A 17,283-nucleotide genomic window follows, 5' to 3' on the forward strand; every position below is an offset into this window, starting at 1 on the left:
AATAGTACCATAATTTTTAAACTCCGTCAACAACTTTTTTTATTTTTTTAAAAAAATTTTTTTTATTTTCATTTTTAAACAAAAAAAATGTGATAAAACCCTTTGAAATAACTAGGCATATCACATTCTTTGTTTTTTAAAATTATTTTCTTAAATCATCCACTAATTTTGTTTTTTCTTTTGTTCCTTCATCTTTAACTTTTACAATCCTAGCTGGATTTCCAGCTACAACTACACCCGACGGGACATCACTTATAACTATTGCGCCAGCTGCAACCACAGAATTTGATCCTATTCTTACTCCTTCAATAACAACAGCATTAGCACCAATCATCACATCGTCCTCTATCACCACAGGAGTTGCAGAAGGGGGCTCTATCACTCCAGCCAAAACTGTCCCCGCACCAATATGACATCTTTTCCCTACAATTACTCTACCACCTAAAACAGCGTTCATATCTACCATGGTACCTTCTCCGATTTCAGCCCCAATATTAATTACTGCTCCCATCATTATAACTGCATTTTTCCCAATAGTTACCTTATCTCTAATTATAGCTCCTGGCTCTATTCTCGCCTCTAAGTTTTTTAAATCTAACAAAGGTACACCTGAATTTCTTCTATCATTTTCAAAATAATATTTTTTTATTGTTTCTTTATTCTCTTCCAATATTTTATTTATTTTTTCCCAATCGCCAATTAAAATATAACCATTTTCACCTTTAAAGATAAAAGTTTCGTCATCAACTTTTTTTAGTTCTCCTATTATATAAGCTTTTACAGGAGTTTGCTTCTTTGAATTTTTTATAAAACCTATCAATTCCTCTGCAGTTTCTAATTTTTGCATATTTTCCTCCTAATTAAATATTTCGTCCATTGTGTAAAGTCCCGGATTTTTTCCATTTAAAAACTTTGCACACTCAATTGCTCCTAAAGCAAATATCTTTTTTGATAAAGCCTTATGGGTCACCTCTATAATTTCATCTTCTCCGGCAAAAATAACTGTGTGTTCACCAACAATGGTCCCACCTCGAACCGAATGAATGCCTATCTCTTTTTTTTCTCTTTTACAAACTCCTTCTCTTCCGTTTACAACATTGTATTGTTCGGTTAACACTGACTGTATTGTTGAAAGAATTGCTTTTGCAGTCCCGCTTGGGGAATCTATTTTTTTATTATGATGTTTCTCAATTATTTCTATATCAAACCCATCCTGTAACTTTGGAGAAATTTCTTTTAAAACTCTTTGCATTGCATTAATCCCCAATGACGTATTTGCAGAAAGTAGTAGTGGGATGCTCTTAGAAGCTTCCACTATCTTCGATAAAATTTCACCAGAGTATCCCGTTGTTGCAACAACTAGCGGAAGTTTTCTCTTCACACATTCTTCCAATAATTTTTCTATTTTACTGAAATGTGAAAAATCAATTACAACATCTATTTTTCCATTTTCAGAAATCTCCTCTATTTCATCAACAAAAAATTTTACCTGCTCTCCAGCCACATCTTTTAAAATTTTCCCCATAGTTCCTTTTCCATGTATAGCTATTCTCAAATATCTTCACCTACTTTTACTAACTCATCCTTTAAAATCGCTATGTTTTTTAAGTCCATATCCCCTAAAGGTAACCGACATTTCCCAACATCCTTACCTAAAATATTCATAGCTTGTTTCACAGGAATAGGATTAACTTCTACAAACAATGCCTTTACAATTCCATTATACTTCAACTGAAGCCTTCTCGCTTCCTTCACATCACCTTTTAAATAGCACTCAACCATATTGTGAACAACTTTAGGTTCCACATTGGCTAAAACAGATACTGTTCCTACAGCACCTAATGACAATAGTGGAACTGTTATATCATCATTTCCAGAATATAACTCTAATTCTGGAACAATTCTTGCCACTTCAGCAGCATAAGATATATCTCCACTGGCTTCTTTCAAAGCCACTATATTTTTACATTTAGAAAGTTTTTTTAATAAACCTATTGAAAGATTTACCCCTGTTCTTCCAGGAACATTGTAGAGCATAATAGGTAAGTTTACAAATTCAGATATTGATAAGAAATGTTTGTAAATACCGTCTTCATTCCCTTTGTTATAATATGGTGTTACTAAAAGTAAACCATCAGCACCCAGTTGTTCATATTTTTTTGACATCTCGATTGCATGTTTTGTGTTGTTGCTTCCTGCACCAACAATAACAGGTAATCTTTTAGCATTCTTTTTAATAACAGTCTCTACAATACTAATTTTCTCTTCATCCGACAGCGTACTGCTCTCACCTGTTGTTCCAAGAATTATTAAAGCGTCAGTTTTATTATCACAATGATATTCTACTAACTCTTCTATTTTAGAATAATTAACACTCATATCCTCATAAAAAGGTGTTACTAATGCTACTCCCGATCCTTTAAACATAGATTCCCCTCCAATAAATTTTAAAATATTCTAAACAATATTTATCTGTTGCTTGTTTTTTATATTATCCTGTATGACTCAAATTTTCAATAAATTTTTTAAAAAAATTTATTCTCAACCTCAATCCACAATATATGTTCCATCATCACTTCCAAGACTTTCTCCTATAAAAATTGGAACTCTATACTTTTTTCCTATTTTTACAGATCTTAACTCCATAATTTTAGCACCACATGCCGACATTTTTTCCATCTCATCATAAGTTATTTTTGATATTTTTTTGGCTAGGTTATTTTTTTTAGGATCCTCTGTATAAACTCCGTCTACATCTGTATATATTCGGCAAGAACAACATAGCCTTCCAGCCAAAGCAACTGCGGTTGTATCAGACCCTCCCCTGCCTAGAGTTGTTATGTCTCCTCTTCCATTTACTCCTTGAAATCCAGCAATAACAACCACTTTTTTCTCTTTTAAACGCTTCTCTATTTTCTCTATATTTATGCTCTTTATTTGACTATCTCCATGCTCACCAAAAGTTTTCATCCCTATTTGAGCCCCTGTATACGATACAGCCTCACAACCTATTGAATTTAAAGCTATTGATAATAGCGCTATACTTTGTTGCTCTCCTATACTCAACAGCATATCCACTTCTCTTTTATCAGGTTCTTTAGTAAAAAAAGCAGCTTTATTCAAAAGTTCATCTGTCATTTTTCCCATAGCTGAAACTACAACCACAATCTCCTCAAAACTATTTTTTAATCCTTTTATGTAATTTGCTATCTTTTGTATTTTTTCTAAAGTTCCCACAGATGTTCCACCATATTTTAAAACAACTCTCATATAAATCACCTCAAGATATTTTACATCTTTTTTTTATAGTTTTAAATTTATCAATTTTTTATTTTTTTTGTTCACTATTTTAATTATTATAGTTTTAGAAATATATATTTAAAATATTTTTAAGATTCACTAATTATGAATTGTTTATTTTTTATATTTGTTTTTATTCTAAATTCATAATAACATACTCCTTAAAAAGGGAGGTTTTTATGAATTTTTTACTAAAAGATATTATTAAGTTTAGACAAGAGCTTCACCAAATACCCGAATTAGGCTTAAAAGAGTTTAAAACCCAAGAATATATAATCAAAACTCTCGAATCTTTGGGATACTCACCTAAAAAAATATGTGGAACTGGTGTCTACGTATATTTAGAAGGTAAAGATAAAGAGTATTGTAAAGCGTTTAGAGCTGATATGGACGCTCTTTTTATAGCTGAAGAAACTAAATGTTCTTTCGAATCTAAAAATCATGGCTATATGCATGCTTGTGGGCACGACGGTCACATGGCTACTCTTTTAGGTTTTTCTAAATACTTGAAAACTCTTTCTTCTCATGAGTGTAGTATTCTCTTGATTTTCCAACCAGCTGAAGAAGGCCCAGGTGGAGCTAAACTTATTTGTGAAAGCGGTATATTAGATACATTTTTTGTTAAAGAGATCTATTCTTTTCATCTTTTTCCAGAATTGACTGAAGGTTTTATTTCTACAAAATCAGGTCCTTTTTTCGCTCAAGCAACAGAATTTGATTGTAAAATTATAGGAAAAGGCGGACACGGAGGAATGCCACACAAAACTATTGATCCCCTTATTCCCTTTACTAAAATAATAGATTCCTACCAATCTATTATTTCTAGAAACATTTCCCCCTTTAATCCTGCTGTAATAACTGTAGGTAAAATTTCGGGAGGATCTGTGAGAAATATTATATCTGATTCAATAGAATTTTATGGTACAATTAGATCATATTCACAAAAGGATACAAATGATATTATAAAGCGAATGAGTGAAATACATAGAGGTATAGAGTTAGGGTTTAATACTAAAATTATTGATGATTTTAGAGTTTTATACCCACCAGTTATAAATGATGAAAATCTATATAACAAATTTTTAAAAGTTTCTGATAACTTTAACTTTATTCAGGGGGAAGCATTAGCTCTAGCTGAAGACTTTTCTTTTTATCAAGAAAAAATCCCCGGTTTATTTTTTCTTTTAGGAACTAAAAATATAAATAAAAACTTTACTTCCTCTCTTCATAGTTCAACTTTTAATTTTGATGAGAAGGTTCTACTTGAAGGAGTTAAACTCTTTGCTAAACTATTGGAAAGTGAGGAATAAAAAATGAACTACAAAATGATTGTAACAGACCTTGATGATACACTTTTGAACTCTAAAGGTAAAATTTCAGAGACAGATAAATTCAACATTATGAAGGCTCAAGAGAGCGGTATAAAATTTGTTCTGGCCTCAGGTCGACCAACTTTTGCAATGAGAGATTTGGCTAATGAATTAAATTTAAACAAATATGAAAGCTATATACTTTCATACAATGGTTCCATTATAACAAATTGTAAAACTAACAAAAATATTCTATCCGAAACTCTAAAAGTTGATGAAATTCACTCTCTCTATGATTTTAGCAAAAGAAACAACGTAGAAATCATAACATATTTAGATGACACAATTATTTCAGAAAATTTCAGCTCTTATATAGAGGTTGAAGTTGAATTAACAAAAATGCCATTTGAAAAAGTAAAAAACTTTAAGGCAACTATTGATAGAGATTGTGTGAAATGTATTATTTTAGGAGAGCCCTCATATTTAAAAAAGGTAGAAAATAAATTAAAAGAAGAAATGGGTCATAAATTTTCTATCGCTATCTCTAAACCTTTTTTCTTAGAAGTTACTAAATTAGGTGTAGATAAAGGAAGTTCTCTATTAAAATTAGCAGAACTTAAAAATATAAAACCAGAAGAGATTATTGCTGTTGGAGATTCTTACAATGATTTACCAATGCTTAAAGTTGTAGGGCATCCTACCTGTGTTGAAAATGCAAAACCCGAAATAAAAGAGTTTTGTAAATTCATTTCAACATCTAATAACAATAATGGTATATCTAAAATTATTGAAACTTTTATCTTTTAAAAAAATCAAGACGGCACTTTTTAGTGTCGTCTTGATTTTTTTTTAGCAAATTCTAACCATTCCATAACCCTTTTGTTTTTTAATAAAACTAAAATTATAAAATAGATAACTCCATATATAACAGGTATCGCTAGAAGTGTTATTAAATTTCCAAACTCCCTTATATACTGTGTTATCCAAAGAATAAATATAGCTACTCCAACTCCAACCAGTGCTGTCATATTTCTATCTCTATTCAAAACATTATAATCTTTATATACTTTTTTCATTCTATAAACTTTTACTAGGGCTATTAGAATCTCTGTTAAAAGAGTTGCCAAAGCGGCTCCATTTCTTAAATATATTGGAATTAAAAAATAATTTAAACCAATATTTATAAATACACCTACTATAGAAATTATTAAAATATCTTTTTCCAAATCATTTGGTAATAAAACTTGTCCACCTATAAAAGATCCCAAAGCTAAAAACCCCAAGCAAGGAGACATAATCATCATTGTTAAAATTGCAGGTTCAAAACTTTTCCCTGAAAATAATATTGTGAATTCAGGTGCCAAAATCACCATCAATGCGGTTGCCGGGACACCTACAATAAAACAATAATCTATAAAAATATCTATATTTTTATAGATATTTTCTTTTTCTTTTCTTTTTATAGCTCCTATTATTCTTGGTGATAAAACTATTCCTAGTGTTAAAATTACTGGTAAAACCATTCTATACATTTTTACCGCTGCTGAATATAGTCCCACTTCAGTGTCATTAATCATTATTCCCAGCATTGTTGTATCTATACTTCCATAAATACCTATTGTAAAAAGATAAAGAAATATGACCATCATGCTGTTTATGTGTCTTTTAAAGTTTAACTCTTTCAAGTTAAAATTGAAGTATTCTCTGACCGATATCACATCTATAATTCTTGCTATAACTTCTGGTACTACAAGTAAAAGTGCGTATAAATAATAATCACTAGGAGTTTTTATAAAATAAAATAAAAATCCTAAAGATAGTATTCTAATTACAAAAGATCTTACAAGTCTTCTTTTATGATTTTCCATAACAATAAAAAAATGATTTATATGAAAGCATTCAAACAAAACTTGAAGACCAAATATATAAAAAATTATTTTCTCTTGATAAAATCTACCATATATATTTACTGTAAATAAAAGAATCAATAACGAAACTATACTACTAAATACAGTCATTAAAAATAGTTCTGTAAATATTTTCTTAAAACTTTCCCAATCTCCAATACCTTTAGCCTTAGAAAGTTCTTTTATTCCATAATTTGGAGCACCTAAAACCGAAAGTATTATAAAATACCCAATTACACCCTGAACAAAATATACCTTTCCTAAATATTCTGGCATTAAAACTCTAGAAACATAAGGAAATGTTATTATTGGAAATATTGTATTGCTTATAATCAACAATACATTGTATAAATAATTTTTTGAAACTGACATTTTTCCTCTCTTTTTTAACTCGCTCTTTTATTATTAAATATATATATTATTGTGAAAATTGCTAAAATCATTTGATACCATAACAACGGTATTATATCAAAAGGAGATACTCTTCCTCCTGTGAAGCTTAACATTATCAACATCTGTGCTCCGTAAGGAATAGCCCCTTGAGATATACAAGAAAAAATATCCAATATTGAGGCGGTCCTCTTAGGATCAATATCATATTTTTCAGATATTTTCTTTGCTATCGGACCATTTATTATTATTGCAACAGTATTATTAGCAACAGCTATATCTGTCAAAGTAACTAAAAGACCCATTCCCAATTGAGCACTTCTCTTTCCTTTTATTCTCTTTTGGATAGCTTCCATTATCCATTCAACACCTCCAGCTTTTGTCACCAAAGCTGCTAGCCCTCCAGTTAAAAGTGATAATAAAAATATCTCTGTCATACCAGTAAATCCGTTGTATATCTCTTTTGCATAACCAAGCATTGTAAAATTACCATAAAACAACCCAATCGCTCCTGAGAGCATTATTCCAGCTGTTAAAACAACAAAAACATTTATCCCAGCCAACGACAAAGCCAGAACAAATATATAAGGTAAAACCTTTACTATATTAAATGCATATATTCCAGCTTCTGGAGCTATATCCGGTTTTCCAAATATAATTAATAATATTAAAGTTAAAACGGCTGCTGGGGCTGCTATTTTTATGTTAACTTTAAATTTATCCTTCATTTCAACCCCTTGGGTTCTTGTAGCAGCTATTGTTGTATCTGAAATTATTGATAAATTATCCCCAAACATAGCTCCGCCCATCAATGAAGCTAAAATTAAAGCCATTGGAACTCCACTTTTTTCCGCAAGTCCTACAGCTATAGGTGCTAAGGATACTATTGATCCAACTGATGTTCCTGTGGCTGTTGAAATAAACCCTGCTATTATAAAAAGTCCTGGAGCTATATAATGAGAGGGAACATATGTCAAACCTAAATTAACAGTCGATTCCACTCCTCCCATTGATTTTGATACCACTGCAAATCCTCCAGCTAAAAGATATATTATACACATTGTTATTATATCTTGGTGACCACACCCCTCTAAAAAAGTTTCAAATTTCTCCTTAATATTCCCTTTAAATAGCAAAAAAGCTACAACTATTCCTGGGAAAATAGCTACTGGTGCTGGAAGTTGATAAAATGCTAATTCGACCCCTTTAGAATCCAAAATAATTCCACTCCCTAAATAAAACCCAATGAATACTATAAATGGAATTAACCCTATAAAACTAGCTTTCTTCTTTACGTCCATTGCTTACCCCCTATTATTTTTTTAGTATATTTTTATGAGTATACCCTATTTTTTATTTTTTATCAATTTTTTGATAAAAAAAATTCCCAGCTTAAACTGGGAATTTATTTGAAACTATTATCCTCTTATTTCAGAAACAGTTTTTATTTTATAATTTTTAAATACTAATGAACCTACGTATCCACAAATAATACCAGATACAGCACAAAGTCCAGCTGTTATCAATACCTCTTTAGCAGGATTGAAACCAAACATTACCGCGAAACCTGCGATTGGTGTTGCAGTTCCTGTTGCATTATTAATTAATCCGAAATAATTAACAATCATTCCTGCGATTCCTCCACCAATAAAGTTTGTTACAAATACTGGTATTGGATTAGCTGATATTACATCTGCTTGAGTTAGCGGTTCTATTGCTACAGCTATAGTAGTTGATCTATCTCCAAACTTCATTCTATCAAAGAATACAAAGTTCATAAATGATGATGACATTACTGCTAAGGCTCCTATTGCCATAGGTAAACCTGTTAATCCTAGCATTGCTGTTAAAGCCATTGAACTGATAGGTGCTGTTGCAACTACAGTAATAACTCCTCCTAAAATAAATGCCATTACATACGGACTTGCTAATTGAGCTGTTACTATTATATCTCCTATTGCCTTTAACGTATATGTTACTCCTGGCGAAGTGAATTGTGCAATCCCTCTTCCTAATGGAGCTGCTAAACAAATAATTACAATAAGATCTAATCCGTCAGGAATTTTTTCCTCTAATTTTGGTATTATGAATGACATTACATAACCTGCTATAAATCCAGGGATGATTCCCATTCCACCACAAACTACTCCAAGCATAACTGCATAAACTGGGCTTACACCTAAGGCTAAAGGAACTAGAATCGCTGCTGCAACTCCTCCCATAGAACCTGCTGAAGCTCCAACTTCACCTAAAAATTTTATTCCCAATAAATCTCCACCAACATATAATTGAAATGCTTCAACTAAAAAACTTGCTGTTGCTGCTCCTGCTAGAGCACCCATTGCCTTCATCCCTTTTGGGGCTTTCAAACTAAATCCAGTAAAGAATGCTAAAACCATTAATAATAATATCGTACCTTTTACTAATTCCATTTTTCCCTCTTTCCTTTTCCATTCATTGTTTTTTGTTAAAAAAATAACAATATCTTTTTTTAATCACAGAATTGATTATACTTTATAATGTACAAAAAGTAAAGTGTTTTTTTTATTTCTATGTCTATTTTCAAAACAATTCAATATATGTTTAACACATTTAACTCTTACTTTACAAATTTTAAAAATATCTCCTTGAAAAAACTATATCTAACCACCCTTCAAGTTACGTTTTTCACAAACTTTACACTGGATAGTCCACTAACTAGTATTTTATATGTTGTCTATCCTTCTTGTTTGTGTTAAAATTTAAATATCTAAATTTTATTGGGAGGTATTATAATGAAAAAAGTAATTAACACTACAAAAGCTCCAGCAGCAATTGGTCCATATTCTCAAGCTGTTGAAGTAAATGGAACTCTTTACGTTTCTGGACAAATCCCTTTTGTTCCTGAAACAATGACTGTTATTTCTGATGATGTAAAAGAACAAACAAGACAATCTTTAGAAAATGTTAAAGCTATTCTTGAGGCAGCTGGATATTCTTTAACAGATGTTGTTAAAGCTGGAGTTTTCATTAAAGATATGAATGATTTTGTTGCTATCAATGAAGTTTACGCTGAATATTTAGGAGAGGTTAAACCTGCTAGAGCTTGTGTTGAAGTTGCTAGATTACCTAGAGATGTTAAAGTTGAAATTGAAGTTATAGCTGTTAAGTAATACATAATTAGCAATAAAAAAAGATGAGAAACCTCATCTTTTTTTATTAGATATTTTGAATATTCATTTTTATTGCAGAGAATTTACATTTGTCATAACAAAGTTGACAACCTATACACTTAGATTGATCTATTTTGTGCTTTTGTTTAACTTCTCCTTCAATACATTTTACAGGACACACTCTTGCACAAGCTGTACATCCTATACACTTTTCTTCAATTATCTCAGCTTTTTTAATCTCTTTAACATCACTATTAATAGCTTTTGTTGGACATTTCACTGCGCACAATCCACATTCCACACATTTTTCTGGATCTATTCTTGCTATATTATTAGCTATTTCAATGGCTCCCACTGGGCAAGCCTTTTGACATAGACCACACCCTATACAAGCTACCGAACAAGCTTTTCTTGCTACAGCTCCCTTATCTTTAGATATACAGTTTACTGTTACTCTCTTATTCATAGGTAACATCTCTATAATTCTTTTAGGACAAGTTGCTACACATTTTTTACAAGAAACACATATTTCCTCGTCTATATTTACAATTCCTTTTTCCGTTATAGTTATAGCATTAACAGGGCATGCTTTAACACAGTCTCCGTATCCTAAACATCCATATTTACAAGATTTGTCTCCACCTGCGTAAAGATTTATAGCCGCACAAGTTGTCAACTCCCCTTCAAATTCATATGTTTTCGAAGTTTTTGTACAATCCCCTTGGCATAAAAGTTTTGCAACCATTTTAGGACCACTTAAATCTACTGTTCCACCCATCACTTTTGCTATTTCTGATGCTACAGATGCTCCACCAGGTGAACAAGCTGTCATATCAGCTCCGTTAAGAGCAATTGCTTCCGCATATCCAGAACATCCCGGAAACCCACAAGCTCCACAGTTCATTCCTGGTAATATATTTTGAATAGCTTCTACTTTTTCATCAACCTTTACTTCAAATTTTTTAGAAGCATAGGCTAAAAATAGTCCCATTGCTAGACCTGTTCCTCCTAAAGATAAAACAGGGAATAATATTGTTTCCATCAACCTACCTCCATTCTATATTTGCATTCCGCTGAATCCCATAAATGCCATTGCCAAAAGTCCTGCAGATATAAATGCAATAGGAACTCCTTTAAACGGTCCTGGAATAGCTGCGTATTCTATTCTTTCTCTAATTCCTGCCAATAAAACTAGCGCTAACGTAAATCCTATCGCCACTGCCGTACCATTAATCACAGACTCAATAAAATTATATTCTTGTTGAATATTTAAAATTGCAATACCTAATACAGCACAGTTAGTTGTTATCAAAGGAAGAAACACACCCAATGCTTTATACAGATTCGGTGATGTCTTTTGTATTGCCATCTCTACAAACTGCACTAGAGATGCTATTATAAGTATAAAAGCTATTGTCTGTAAATATTCTAACTGTAAAGGAACTAAAAGGTAATTGTAGATAGTCCAAGTTACACCTGATGCAAGAGCCATTACGAACGTTACGGCCATACCCATCCCTATAGATGCTTCTACTTTCTTTGAAACTCCCATAAAAGGACAAATTCCTAAAAATTTAGCAAAGATTATATTTTGTATAAAAATTGCTGTTATTATTAAACTAAATATTTTTGCAAAATCCATTTTTACTTCACCCCACTCTTTTTAGCTTTAAAATAGTTTTGAGTAGCTATAATAAATCCAATAGTTATAAACGCTCCTGGTGCCAATATAAATATTAAAGCTGGAGTGAATGCCGTTGGAGTAACAGTAATTCCAAAAGCTGTACCATTACCAAGTATCTCTCTTATAGTTCCTAAAAGAGTTAAAGCTAATGTAAATCCTAACCCTGAACCTATACCATCTAAAACTGATTTAAAAACTGTATTTTTCGAAGCAAAACTCTCAGCTCTACCAAGAACTATACAGTTAACAACTATAAGTGGAATGAAAAGTCCTAAAACTTTATATAAATCCGGCAAATAAGCTTTCATAACCATCTCTACTATAGTAACTAATGATGCTATTACCATTATGAATGCTGGAATTCTAACCTTGTCAGGAATAAAATTTTTAATCATAGATATCAGCATATTTGAAAAAACTATAACCGACATTGTTGCAAGACCCATAGCCATACCATTTATTGAAGATGAAGTAACTCCTAGAGTTGGACATAGTCCTAATAGTAATACAAATACTGGATTCTCTTTTATAATTCCATTTAACAGTATCTCTTTATTTGATTTAGCCATTATTTCTTCACCCCACTATTAAAACTATTAAGCGCTCTTTTTATTCCAGTATAAACTGCATTTGGTGATATTGTTGCACCTGCAAATCCATCTACTGATTTATTGAACTCATATGTTGCATCTTTTCCGATAGCATTTTTTTGCCACTCAGGATTTAAAATTTTAGAACCTAATCCAGGAGTTTCCTGACTTCCTATTATGTCAAGACCTGTGACTCTTCCTCTTCTATCAAAGCCTAATACAAAGTCAATATTAGCTGCGTATCCAGGTTGAGAAACTGTAACAACATATCCTACAGGTTTTCCATTCGAACCATTTCCTGGAATAAAATCTAAGCCATCAATTGAAACTATTTGAGTCTCATCAAAAGATGTTGCTTTTGGTAATACTCTCACTCTTGCTGCATTTACTGCAACTCTTTCATTCTCTTTTATAACTTTCATTGTAACACCATTTACAAGTGAAAGTATTCCAGCCGATATAGCTGCAATTAGTGTTAATATAAAACCATAATGTATAAATCTATTTCTTTCCATTATTTAACCTCCCCAAACTTCTTAGGGCTTGTATATCTATTTATTAATGGTACAAATCCATTCATTATTAAGATTGAATAAGCAACTCCTTCAGGATACCCACCTTTAAATCTGATTAGAGATACTAAAACTCCTATTCCAAAAGCAAAGATCATTTTTCCTTTAGATGTATGTGGTGATGTTACCATATCTGTAGCCATAAAAAATGCTCCTAAGAAAAGTCCACCTGAAAAAATATGTAAAAATGGATCCGCACCCGCTATTAGTGACGCAGCAAATACAGTTCCAATGATAATTGCTGGAACTTTCCAATCAACTTGCTTTCTATATATTAGGTATGCTCCTCCTAAAAGTAATGCCAGTGCAGATGTTTCTCCTAAACATCCTCCCATTCCACCTATAAAAGTGTTAACGTACAAATTTCCTTTTTCTATCAGTGCCATATCTGTTGAAAGTCCTCTTTTCATGGCATCTAACATTGTTGCTCCACCCATATCATCATACATAAATGTTGTTATTGCAACTGGCCAAGACGCTTGTACAAACGCTCTTCCTACCAATGCAGGGTTGAAAATATTATGACCTAATCCTCCAAATACCATTTTTCCTAGTGCAATTGAAACTATAGCTCCAACTACAACATATGTTAAAGACATATATGGTGGTATTACAAATGCGTATAAAATTCCTGTAAGAATAGCACTTCCATCAAAAATTTGAACATCTTGTTTCATTAACTTTTGACAGATAAACTCTGTTGCCATACAAGATAAAATAGATACTGCTGTTACAATTATTGCCCTAATTCCAAAAAAATAGCTTCCCGCTAAAAGTGCTGGTAGTAATGCTAATATTACATCGTACATTACATCATCAACAGTTTCTTTAGTTCTTATATGAGGCGATGGCCCCATCTTTAAAATTTTTGCCACTTTTTTCCTCCTACTTTTTCATCGATCTAAGTTTTGCTTTTCCAATCTTTATAGCTTCTGTCAATGGTCTATTTGATGGACAAATATACGAGCAAGATCCGCACTCTATACAATCCATCAAGTGATAATTCGCCATGTCTTCCCATTGTGAGAATGCAGCAAGTCTTGCATACATTATTGGTTCAAGAGACATTGGACATGCATCTACGCATTTTCCACACCCTATACAAGCTTTTGGCTTACAGTAGTTTGTTTCCTCCTTCGTAAGAGCTAAAAGTCCAGAGGTTCCTTTTATAACTGGAACTTCTAAAGTAAATTGAGCCATTCCCATCATCGGTCCACCCATTACTATTTTTTCAGCTTCATCCTCTTTATAACCACAGCTTTCTAAAAGATCCGATATAGGAGTTCCTATTACAGCTTTTAAATTTTTTGGTTCTTTTATTGCTTTTCCAGTTATTGTTACAACTTTATCTAGTAGTGGTAATCCATTCACAACAGCATCGTATATCGCCGCCGCTGTTGTTGTATTGTTTACTACAACTCCTACTGCTGATGGAAGTTTTCCAGATGGAACTTCTTTATTTAAAATAGCTTTAATTAAAGATTTTTCTCCACCTTGAGGGTACATTGTTTTTAAAGGCATAACCTCTATTTCTGTTCCTTCACACGCTTTTTTCATTATCTCAATAGCTTCTCTTTTGTTATCCTCAATACCTATAACTACAGTTTCTACTTTAAGAATATGCTTCATTATTTTTATTCCTTCAACTACCTTTTGCGGGTCCTCTATCATAACTCTATTATCCGAATTTAGATATGGCTCACATTCTGCTCCATTTAAAAGTAAGGCATCTATTTTAGTATCTGATGGAGGATTTAATTTTATGTGAGTAGGAAAAGCTGCTCCTCCAAGTCCCACAATACCCTTCTCTCTGATAATTGATAATAAATCTTGTTTAGATGCTTCTTTCCAATTTTCAACTTTTCTTAAAGTTGCCCACTCTTCCTGTTCATCATTTTCAATAACGATTGTCTGAACATTTCCCATCAATGGGAATGGCAGGTTTTCAATCTTCTTAACTGTTCCACTCACTGTTGCATGAACAGGTACAGAAAGAAAAGCTTCTGAATCAGCTATTGTTTGACCTTTTAAAACTCTATCTCCTACTTGTACACATGGAGTTAGTGGAACTCCTATATGTTGAAGAAGTGAGATATAAACCATTTTAGGAGCTTTTAAAATTTCAATAGCTTGGTTTTCCGTTTGGATTTTGTTTTCAGGCGGATGCACTCCACCTTTGAATCCGAAGAATTTCATAAAAATATTCCCTCCTTTGTAGTTTACAAACTATATTCCATTGTTAGAATAACATATTTATCTGTATTTAACAACTTTTTTGATTTATTTTTTTGCGTTTTACTGTTACTTTTTGTTATATTTCTGCATTAATCTATCTGTTTGAGTATTTTTCAACACATCATTTATTAAAGAAAGCACTGTATTGAACATAGGTTCAACGAGCTCGTTTTCATCTTTTGTAAACCTACCCAGTACAAAATTAATATTTTCATCTTTATTTTTTGCTTTTCCAATTCCACATTTAGCTCTTAGAAAATCCTGACCTATATGAGAGATAATCGATTTTATTCCATTGTGTCCACCTGCACTTCCATTCATCTTAACTCTAAGCTTTCCTAGAGGGAGATCCATGTCATCGTAGATAACAATTAAATCATTTGCTACATCTATTTTATAAAACTTAACTACTTGTATTAAAGAATTTCCACTTAAATTCATATAAGTCTGTGGTTTTAAAAGAATTACTTTTTCACCATCTATCATTTTTTCTGTAATTAATCCTTGAAATTTTTCTTTAAAAGGATTAAAACTATTCTCTTTTGCAAATATATCCACAATATCAAAACCTACATTATGTCTTGTATTTTCGTACTCTCTTCCTGGATTCCCTAATCCTACTATTAATTTCATCTTTCCTCCCATATCGTAAAGAAAGAGAGAATCAAAGATTCTCTCTTTCTTTTTAGTTATTTATTAGCAAGTTCCATCAAATTGGTACTTAGCAAGTCCACCTAAAGAAGTCTCTTTATATTCTTCTTTTAAGTCTACTCCTGTTTCTTTCATTGTTTTTACAACTTGGTCGAATGTAATACTGTGTTTTCCATCAGTATACATAGCGTATTGAGCTGAATCTAAAGCTCTAACTGCCGCTGCTGCATTTCTCTCTATACAAGGTATTTGAACATATCCTCCAACCGGATCACATGTCAATCCTAAATGGTGCTCTAGAGCCATCTCTGCTGCATATTCAATTTGATCTAAAGATCCTCCTAATATGAAACAAGCCATTGCTGCTGCCATCGCACAAGCTGAACCAACCTCTGCTTGACATCCACCTTCTGCTCCAGATATAGTTGCATTTTCTTTAATTAAGCTTCCTATTAAACCGGCTATTGCTAGTCCTTTTAAAACCTCTTCATTTGTCAGTTTATACTCCTCTTTTAATGCGTACATTAATCCTGGAATAACTCCTGCAGCTCCACAAGTAGGGGCAGTAACAACTCTACCTCCTCCTCCATTCTCTTCTGATACAGCTAGTGTATAAGCAAATATTCTTCCAACAAAACCATTTCTTGTATTGTCGTTTCTTGCTTTTCTATAGAATGACTGTGCTCTTCTTTGTAATCTTATTGTTCCTGGTAGCACTCCATTTTTAGAAAGACCACTTTTCACAGCTTCTTCTAATGCAGTTCTTATTTGATCTAAGAAGTACCAGATTGATTCCCCTTCATTTTCAACAACGAATTCCCATAACTCTTTTTTATTTTTTTCACACCATGACATAATTTCTGTCATTGTTCCTAAAGGATATACCTTTGATCCACCCTGTCTCTTCTGTCCCTCTTCCATTATAGTTCCTCCACCAACAGAGAATACTAACCATGAATTTGTTTCATTTCCTTCCTTATCTAAAGCAATAAACTTCATACCGTTAGTGTGATACGGATGAACATACTCTGGCATCCATACAATTTCTACTGACTTAGGCTTTAACGTTTCAATGATTACATAATCTGTAAGGTGCCCCTTTCCTGTTAATGCAAGTGAACCGTATAACTCAACTCTATATCCTGCTGCGTTTTGATTTTCTGCCTTAAATCTTTTTGCTGCTCTCTCTGGCCCCATTGTGTGAGAGCTTGATGGTCCATTTCCAACCTTAAATAATTCTCTTAGTGAATCCATTTTTCCTCCTGAACTTTTAAATAAATTTTTACTGTCTGATCTCTCCGTTATAGTTTTTAGCTATTAACTTTAAAATTTTATCAACAGTTATATTGATATCGTTTTCCTCTAGAGTTCCATCTTTTTTTCTTAAAACGATGCTTATAGCAACTGATTTTTTATCAGCTTCTATTTTCTCCCCTTGGTAAACGTCAAATATAGCAACACTTTCTATTAGATTTGATGATTTTTTTATCTC

At 32.2% G+C, this 17,283-nt stretch carries 19 protein-coding genes; 3 read left to right on the forward strand and 16 right to left on the reverse strand.

The window, feature by feature from the left end:
• Window positions 1-142: 142 nt before the first annotated feature.
• The 4 genes from dapD to Q0V67_RS09695 all read right to left on the reverse strand — a co-directional run bounded on the left by dapD (window position 143) and on the right by Q0V67_RS09695 (window position 3,270).
• Window positions 143-847 carry a 2,3,4,5-tetrahydropyridine-2,6-dicarboxylate N-acetyltransferase gene (dapD, locus tag Q0V67_RS09680; RefSeq protein WP_297599101.1) on the reverse strand — a complete coding sequence of 235 codons (705 nt, stop codon included), beginning with the start codon at window positions 845-847 and terminating at the stop codon, window positions 143-145.
• Between the two features lie 9 nt (window positions 848-856).
• A complete protein-coding gene (dapB, locus tag Q0V67_RS09685; protein WP_297599103.1) occupies window positions 857-1,555 on the reverse strand; it encodes a 4-hydroxy-tetrahydrodipicolinate reductase in 699 nt (232 codons plus the stop codon).
• A complete protein-coding gene (dapA, locus tag Q0V67_RS09690) occupies window positions 1,552-2,427 on the reverse strand; it encodes a 4-hydroxy-tetrahydrodipicolinate synthase (protein ID WP_297599105.1) in 876 nt (291 codons plus the stop codon). Before dapA ends, dapB begins: the two co-directional genes overlap by 4 nt.
• 120 nt (window positions 2,428-2,547) lie before the next feature.
• Window positions 2,548-3,270 carry an aspartate kinase gene (locus Q0V67_RS09695; protein WP_297599107.1) on the reverse strand — a complete coding sequence of 241 codons (723 nt, stop codon included), beginning with the start codon at window positions 3,268-3,270 and terminating at the stop codon, window positions 2,548-2,550.
• A 209-nt stretch (window positions 3,271-3,479) separates the two neighbouring features.
• On the opposite strand from Q0V67_RS09695, the gene Q0V67_RS09700 reads away from it, so the two are divergent.
• Both Q0V67_RS09700 and Q0V67_RS09705 read left to right on the forward strand, forming a co-directional pair.
• Complete coding sequence (locus Q0V67_RS09700) at window positions 3,480-4,610, forward strand: M20 family metallopeptidase (protein WP_297599109.1); 1,131 nt, start codon at window positions 3,480-3,482, stop codon at window positions 4,608-4,610.
• A gap of 3 nt (window positions 4,611-4,613) precedes the next feature.
• On the forward strand, window positions 4,614-5,417 hold the full coding sequence (locus Q0V67_RS09705) for a Cof-type HAD-IIB family hydrolase (RefSeq protein ID WP_297599110.1): 804 nt from the start codon (window positions 4,614-4,616) through the stop codon (window positions 5,415-5,417).
• Window positions 5,418-5,437: 20 nt separating this feature from the next.
• Here the strand turns inward: Q0V67_RS09705 and Q0V67_RS09710 are convergent, their stop codons facing one another.
• From Q0V67_RS09710 to Q0V67_RS09720, 3 genes are all read right to left on the reverse strand, one after another.
• Window positions 5,438-6,889, reverse strand: coding sequence for a flippase (locus Q0V67_RS09710; protein WP_297599112.1), 1,452 nt, complete (start codon window positions 6,887-6,889; stop codon window positions 5,438-5,440).
• Between the two features lie 14 nt (window positions 6,890-6,903).
• On the reverse strand, window positions 6,904-8,208 hold the full coding sequence (locus Q0V67_RS09715) for a Na+/H+ antiporter NhaC family protein (RefSeq protein ID WP_297599114.1): 1,305 nt from the start codon (window positions 8,206-8,208) through the stop codon (window positions 6,904-6,906).
• Between the two features lie 117 nt (window positions 8,209-8,325).
• Window positions 8,326-9,339, reverse strand: coding sequence for a PTS sugar transporter subunit IIC (locus Q0V67_RS09720; protein ID WP_297599116.1), 1,014 nt, complete (start codon window positions 9,337-9,339; stop codon window positions 8,326-8,328).
• 342 nt (window positions 9,340-9,681) lie between these two features.
• Between Q0V67_RS09720 and Q0V67_RS09725 the strand changes: the two genes are divergently transcribed.
• Complete coding sequence (locus Q0V67_RS09725; protein WP_297599118.1) at window positions 9,682-10,059, forward strand: RidA family protein; 378 nt, start codon at window positions 9,682-9,684, stop codon at window positions 10,057-10,059.
• 46 nt (window positions 10,060-10,105) lie between these two features.
• Here the strand turns inward: Q0V67_RS09725 and Q0V67_RS09730 are convergent, their stop codons facing one another.
• From Q0V67_RS09730 to Q0V67_RS09770, 9 genes are all read right to left on the reverse strand, one after another.
• Entirely contained in the window at window positions 10,106-11,101 is a 996-nt protein-coding gene (locus Q0V67_RS09730; protein ID WP_297599120.1) for an RnfABCDGE type electron transport complex subunit B, read from the reverse strand.
• 15 nt (window positions 11,102-11,116) lie between these two features.
• Complete coding sequence (rsxA, locus tag Q0V67_RS09735; RefSeq protein ID WP_297599122.1) at window positions 11,117-11,701, reverse strand: electron transport complex subunit RsxA; 585 nt, start codon at window positions 11,699-11,701, stop codon at window positions 11,117-11,119.
• A 2-nt stretch (window positions 11,702-11,703) separates the two neighbouring features.
• On the reverse strand, window positions 11,704-12,312 hold the full coding sequence (locus Q0V67_RS09740; protein ID WP_297599124.1) for an RnfABCDGE type electron transport complex subunit E: 609 nt from the start codon (window positions 12,310-12,312) through the stop codon (window positions 11,704-11,706).
• Window positions 12,312-12,848, reverse strand: a complete 537-nt coding sequence (locus Q0V67_RS09745; protein WP_297599126.1) for an RnfABCDGE type electron transport complex subunit G — start codon at window positions 12,846-12,848, stop codon at window positions 12,312-12,314. The genes Q0V67_RS09740 and Q0V67_RS09745 overlap by 1 nt, the downstream gene beginning before the upstream one ends.
• Window positions 12,848-13,780: an RnfABCDGE type electron transport complex subunit D gene (locus Q0V67_RS09750; protein ID WP_297599128.1), complete on the reverse strand. Its 933-nt coding sequence runs from the start codon at window positions 13,778-13,780 to the stop codon at window positions 12,848-12,850. The genes Q0V67_RS09745 and Q0V67_RS09750 overlap by 1 nt, the downstream gene beginning before the upstream one ends.
• Before the next feature lie 10 nt (window positions 13,781-13,790).
• Complete coding sequence (gene rsxC / locus Q0V67_RS09755; RefSeq protein ID WP_297599129.1) at window positions 13,791-15,101, reverse strand: electron transport complex subunit RsxC; 1,311 nt, start codon at window positions 15,099-15,101, stop codon at window positions 13,791-13,793.
• 105 nt (window positions 15,102-15,206) lie between these two features.
• Window positions 15,207-15,773 (reverse strand): aminoacyl-tRNA hydrolase, encoded by a 567-nt coding sequence (gene pth / locus Q0V67_RS09760; RefSeq protein ID WP_297599130.1) that lies wholly within the window; start codon window positions 15,771-15,773, stop codon window positions 15,207-15,209.
• 63 nt (window positions 15,774-15,836) lie between these two features.
• On the reverse strand, window positions 15,837-17,045 hold the full coding sequence (locus Q0V67_RS09765; protein WP_297599131.1) for an L-serine ammonia-lyase: 1,209 nt from the start codon (window positions 17,043-17,045) through the stop codon (window positions 15,837-15,839).
• 28 nt (window positions 17,046-17,073) lie between these two features.
• Window positions 17,074-17,283 (reverse strand): hypothetical protein (locus Q0V67_RS09770; RefSeq protein WP_297599132.1); only part of this gene is annotated, 210 nt, incomplete at its 5' end.

The sequence above is a fragment of the uncultured Cetobacterium sp. genome, assembly GCF_947072685.1.
Taxonomy (GTDB): domain Bacteria; phylum Fusobacteriota; class Fusobacteriia; order Fusobacteriales; family Fusobacteriaceae; genus Cetobacterium_A.

Excerpts from the sequence above, each read along its gene's own strand:
- dapD (WP_297599101.1), bottom strand. The coding sequence starts at position 847 with ATGCAAAAATTAGAAACTGCAGAGGAATTGATAGGTTTTATAAAAAAT.
- dapA (WP_297599105.1), bottom strand. The coding sequence starts at position 2,427 with ATGTTTAAAGGATCGGGAGTAGCATTAGTAACACCTTTTTATGAGGAT.
- Q0V67_RS09695 (WP_297599107.1), bottom strand. The coding sequence starts at position 3,270 with ATGAGAGTTGTTTTAAAATATGGTGGAACATCTGTGGGAACTTTAGAA.
- Q0V67_RS09700 (WP_297599109.1), top strand. The coding sequence starts at position 3,480 with ATGAATTTTTTACTAAAAGATATTATTAAGTTTAGACAAGAGCTTCAC.
- Q0V67_RS09705 (WP_297599110.1), top strand. The coding sequence starts at position 4,614 with ATGAACTACAAAATGATTGTAACAGACCTTGATGATACACTTTTGAAC.
- Q0V67_RS09710 (WP_297599112.1), bottom strand. The coding sequence starts at position 6,889 with ATGTCAGTTTCAAAAAATTATTTATACAATGTATTGTTGATTATAAGC.
- Q0V67_RS09715 (WP_297599114.1), bottom strand. The coding sequence starts at position 8,208 with ATGGACGTAAAGAAGAAAGCTAGTTTTATAGGGTTAATTCCATTTATA.
- Q0V67_RS09720 (WP_297599116.1), bottom strand. The coding sequence starts at position 9,339 with ATGGAATTAGTAAAAGGTACGATATTATTATTAATGGTTTTAGCATTC.
- Q0V67_RS09725 (WP_297599118.1), top strand. The coding sequence starts at position 9,682 with ATGAAAAAAGTAATTAACACTACAAAAGCTCCAGCAGCAATTGGTCCA.
- Q0V67_RS09730 (WP_297599120.1), bottom strand. The coding sequence starts at position 11,101 with ATGGAAACAATATTATTCCCTGTTTTATCTTTAGGAGGAACAGGTCTA.
- rsxA (WP_297599122.1), bottom strand. The coding sequence starts at position 11,701 with ATGGATTTTGCAAAAATATTTAGTTTAATAATAACAGCAATTTTTATA.
- Q0V67_RS09740 (WP_297599124.1), bottom strand. The coding sequence starts at position 12,312 with ATGGCTAAATCAAATAAAGAGATACTGTTAAATGGAATTATAAAAGAG.
- Q0V67_RS09745 (WP_297599126.1), bottom strand. The coding sequence starts at position 12,848 with ATGGAAAGAAATAGATTTATACATTATGGTTTTATATTAACACTAATT.
- rsxC (WP_297599129.1), bottom strand. The coding sequence starts at position 15,101 with ATGAAATTCTTCGGATTCAAAGGTGGAGTGCATCCGCCTGAAAACAAA.
- pth (WP_297599130.1), bottom strand. The coding sequence starts at position 15,773 with ATGAAATTAATAGTAGGATTAGGGAATCCAGGAAGAGAGTACGAAAAT.
- Q0V67_RS09765 (WP_297599131.1), bottom strand. The coding sequence starts at position 17,045 with ATGGATTCACTAAGAGAATTATTTAAGGTTGGAAATGGACCATCAAGC.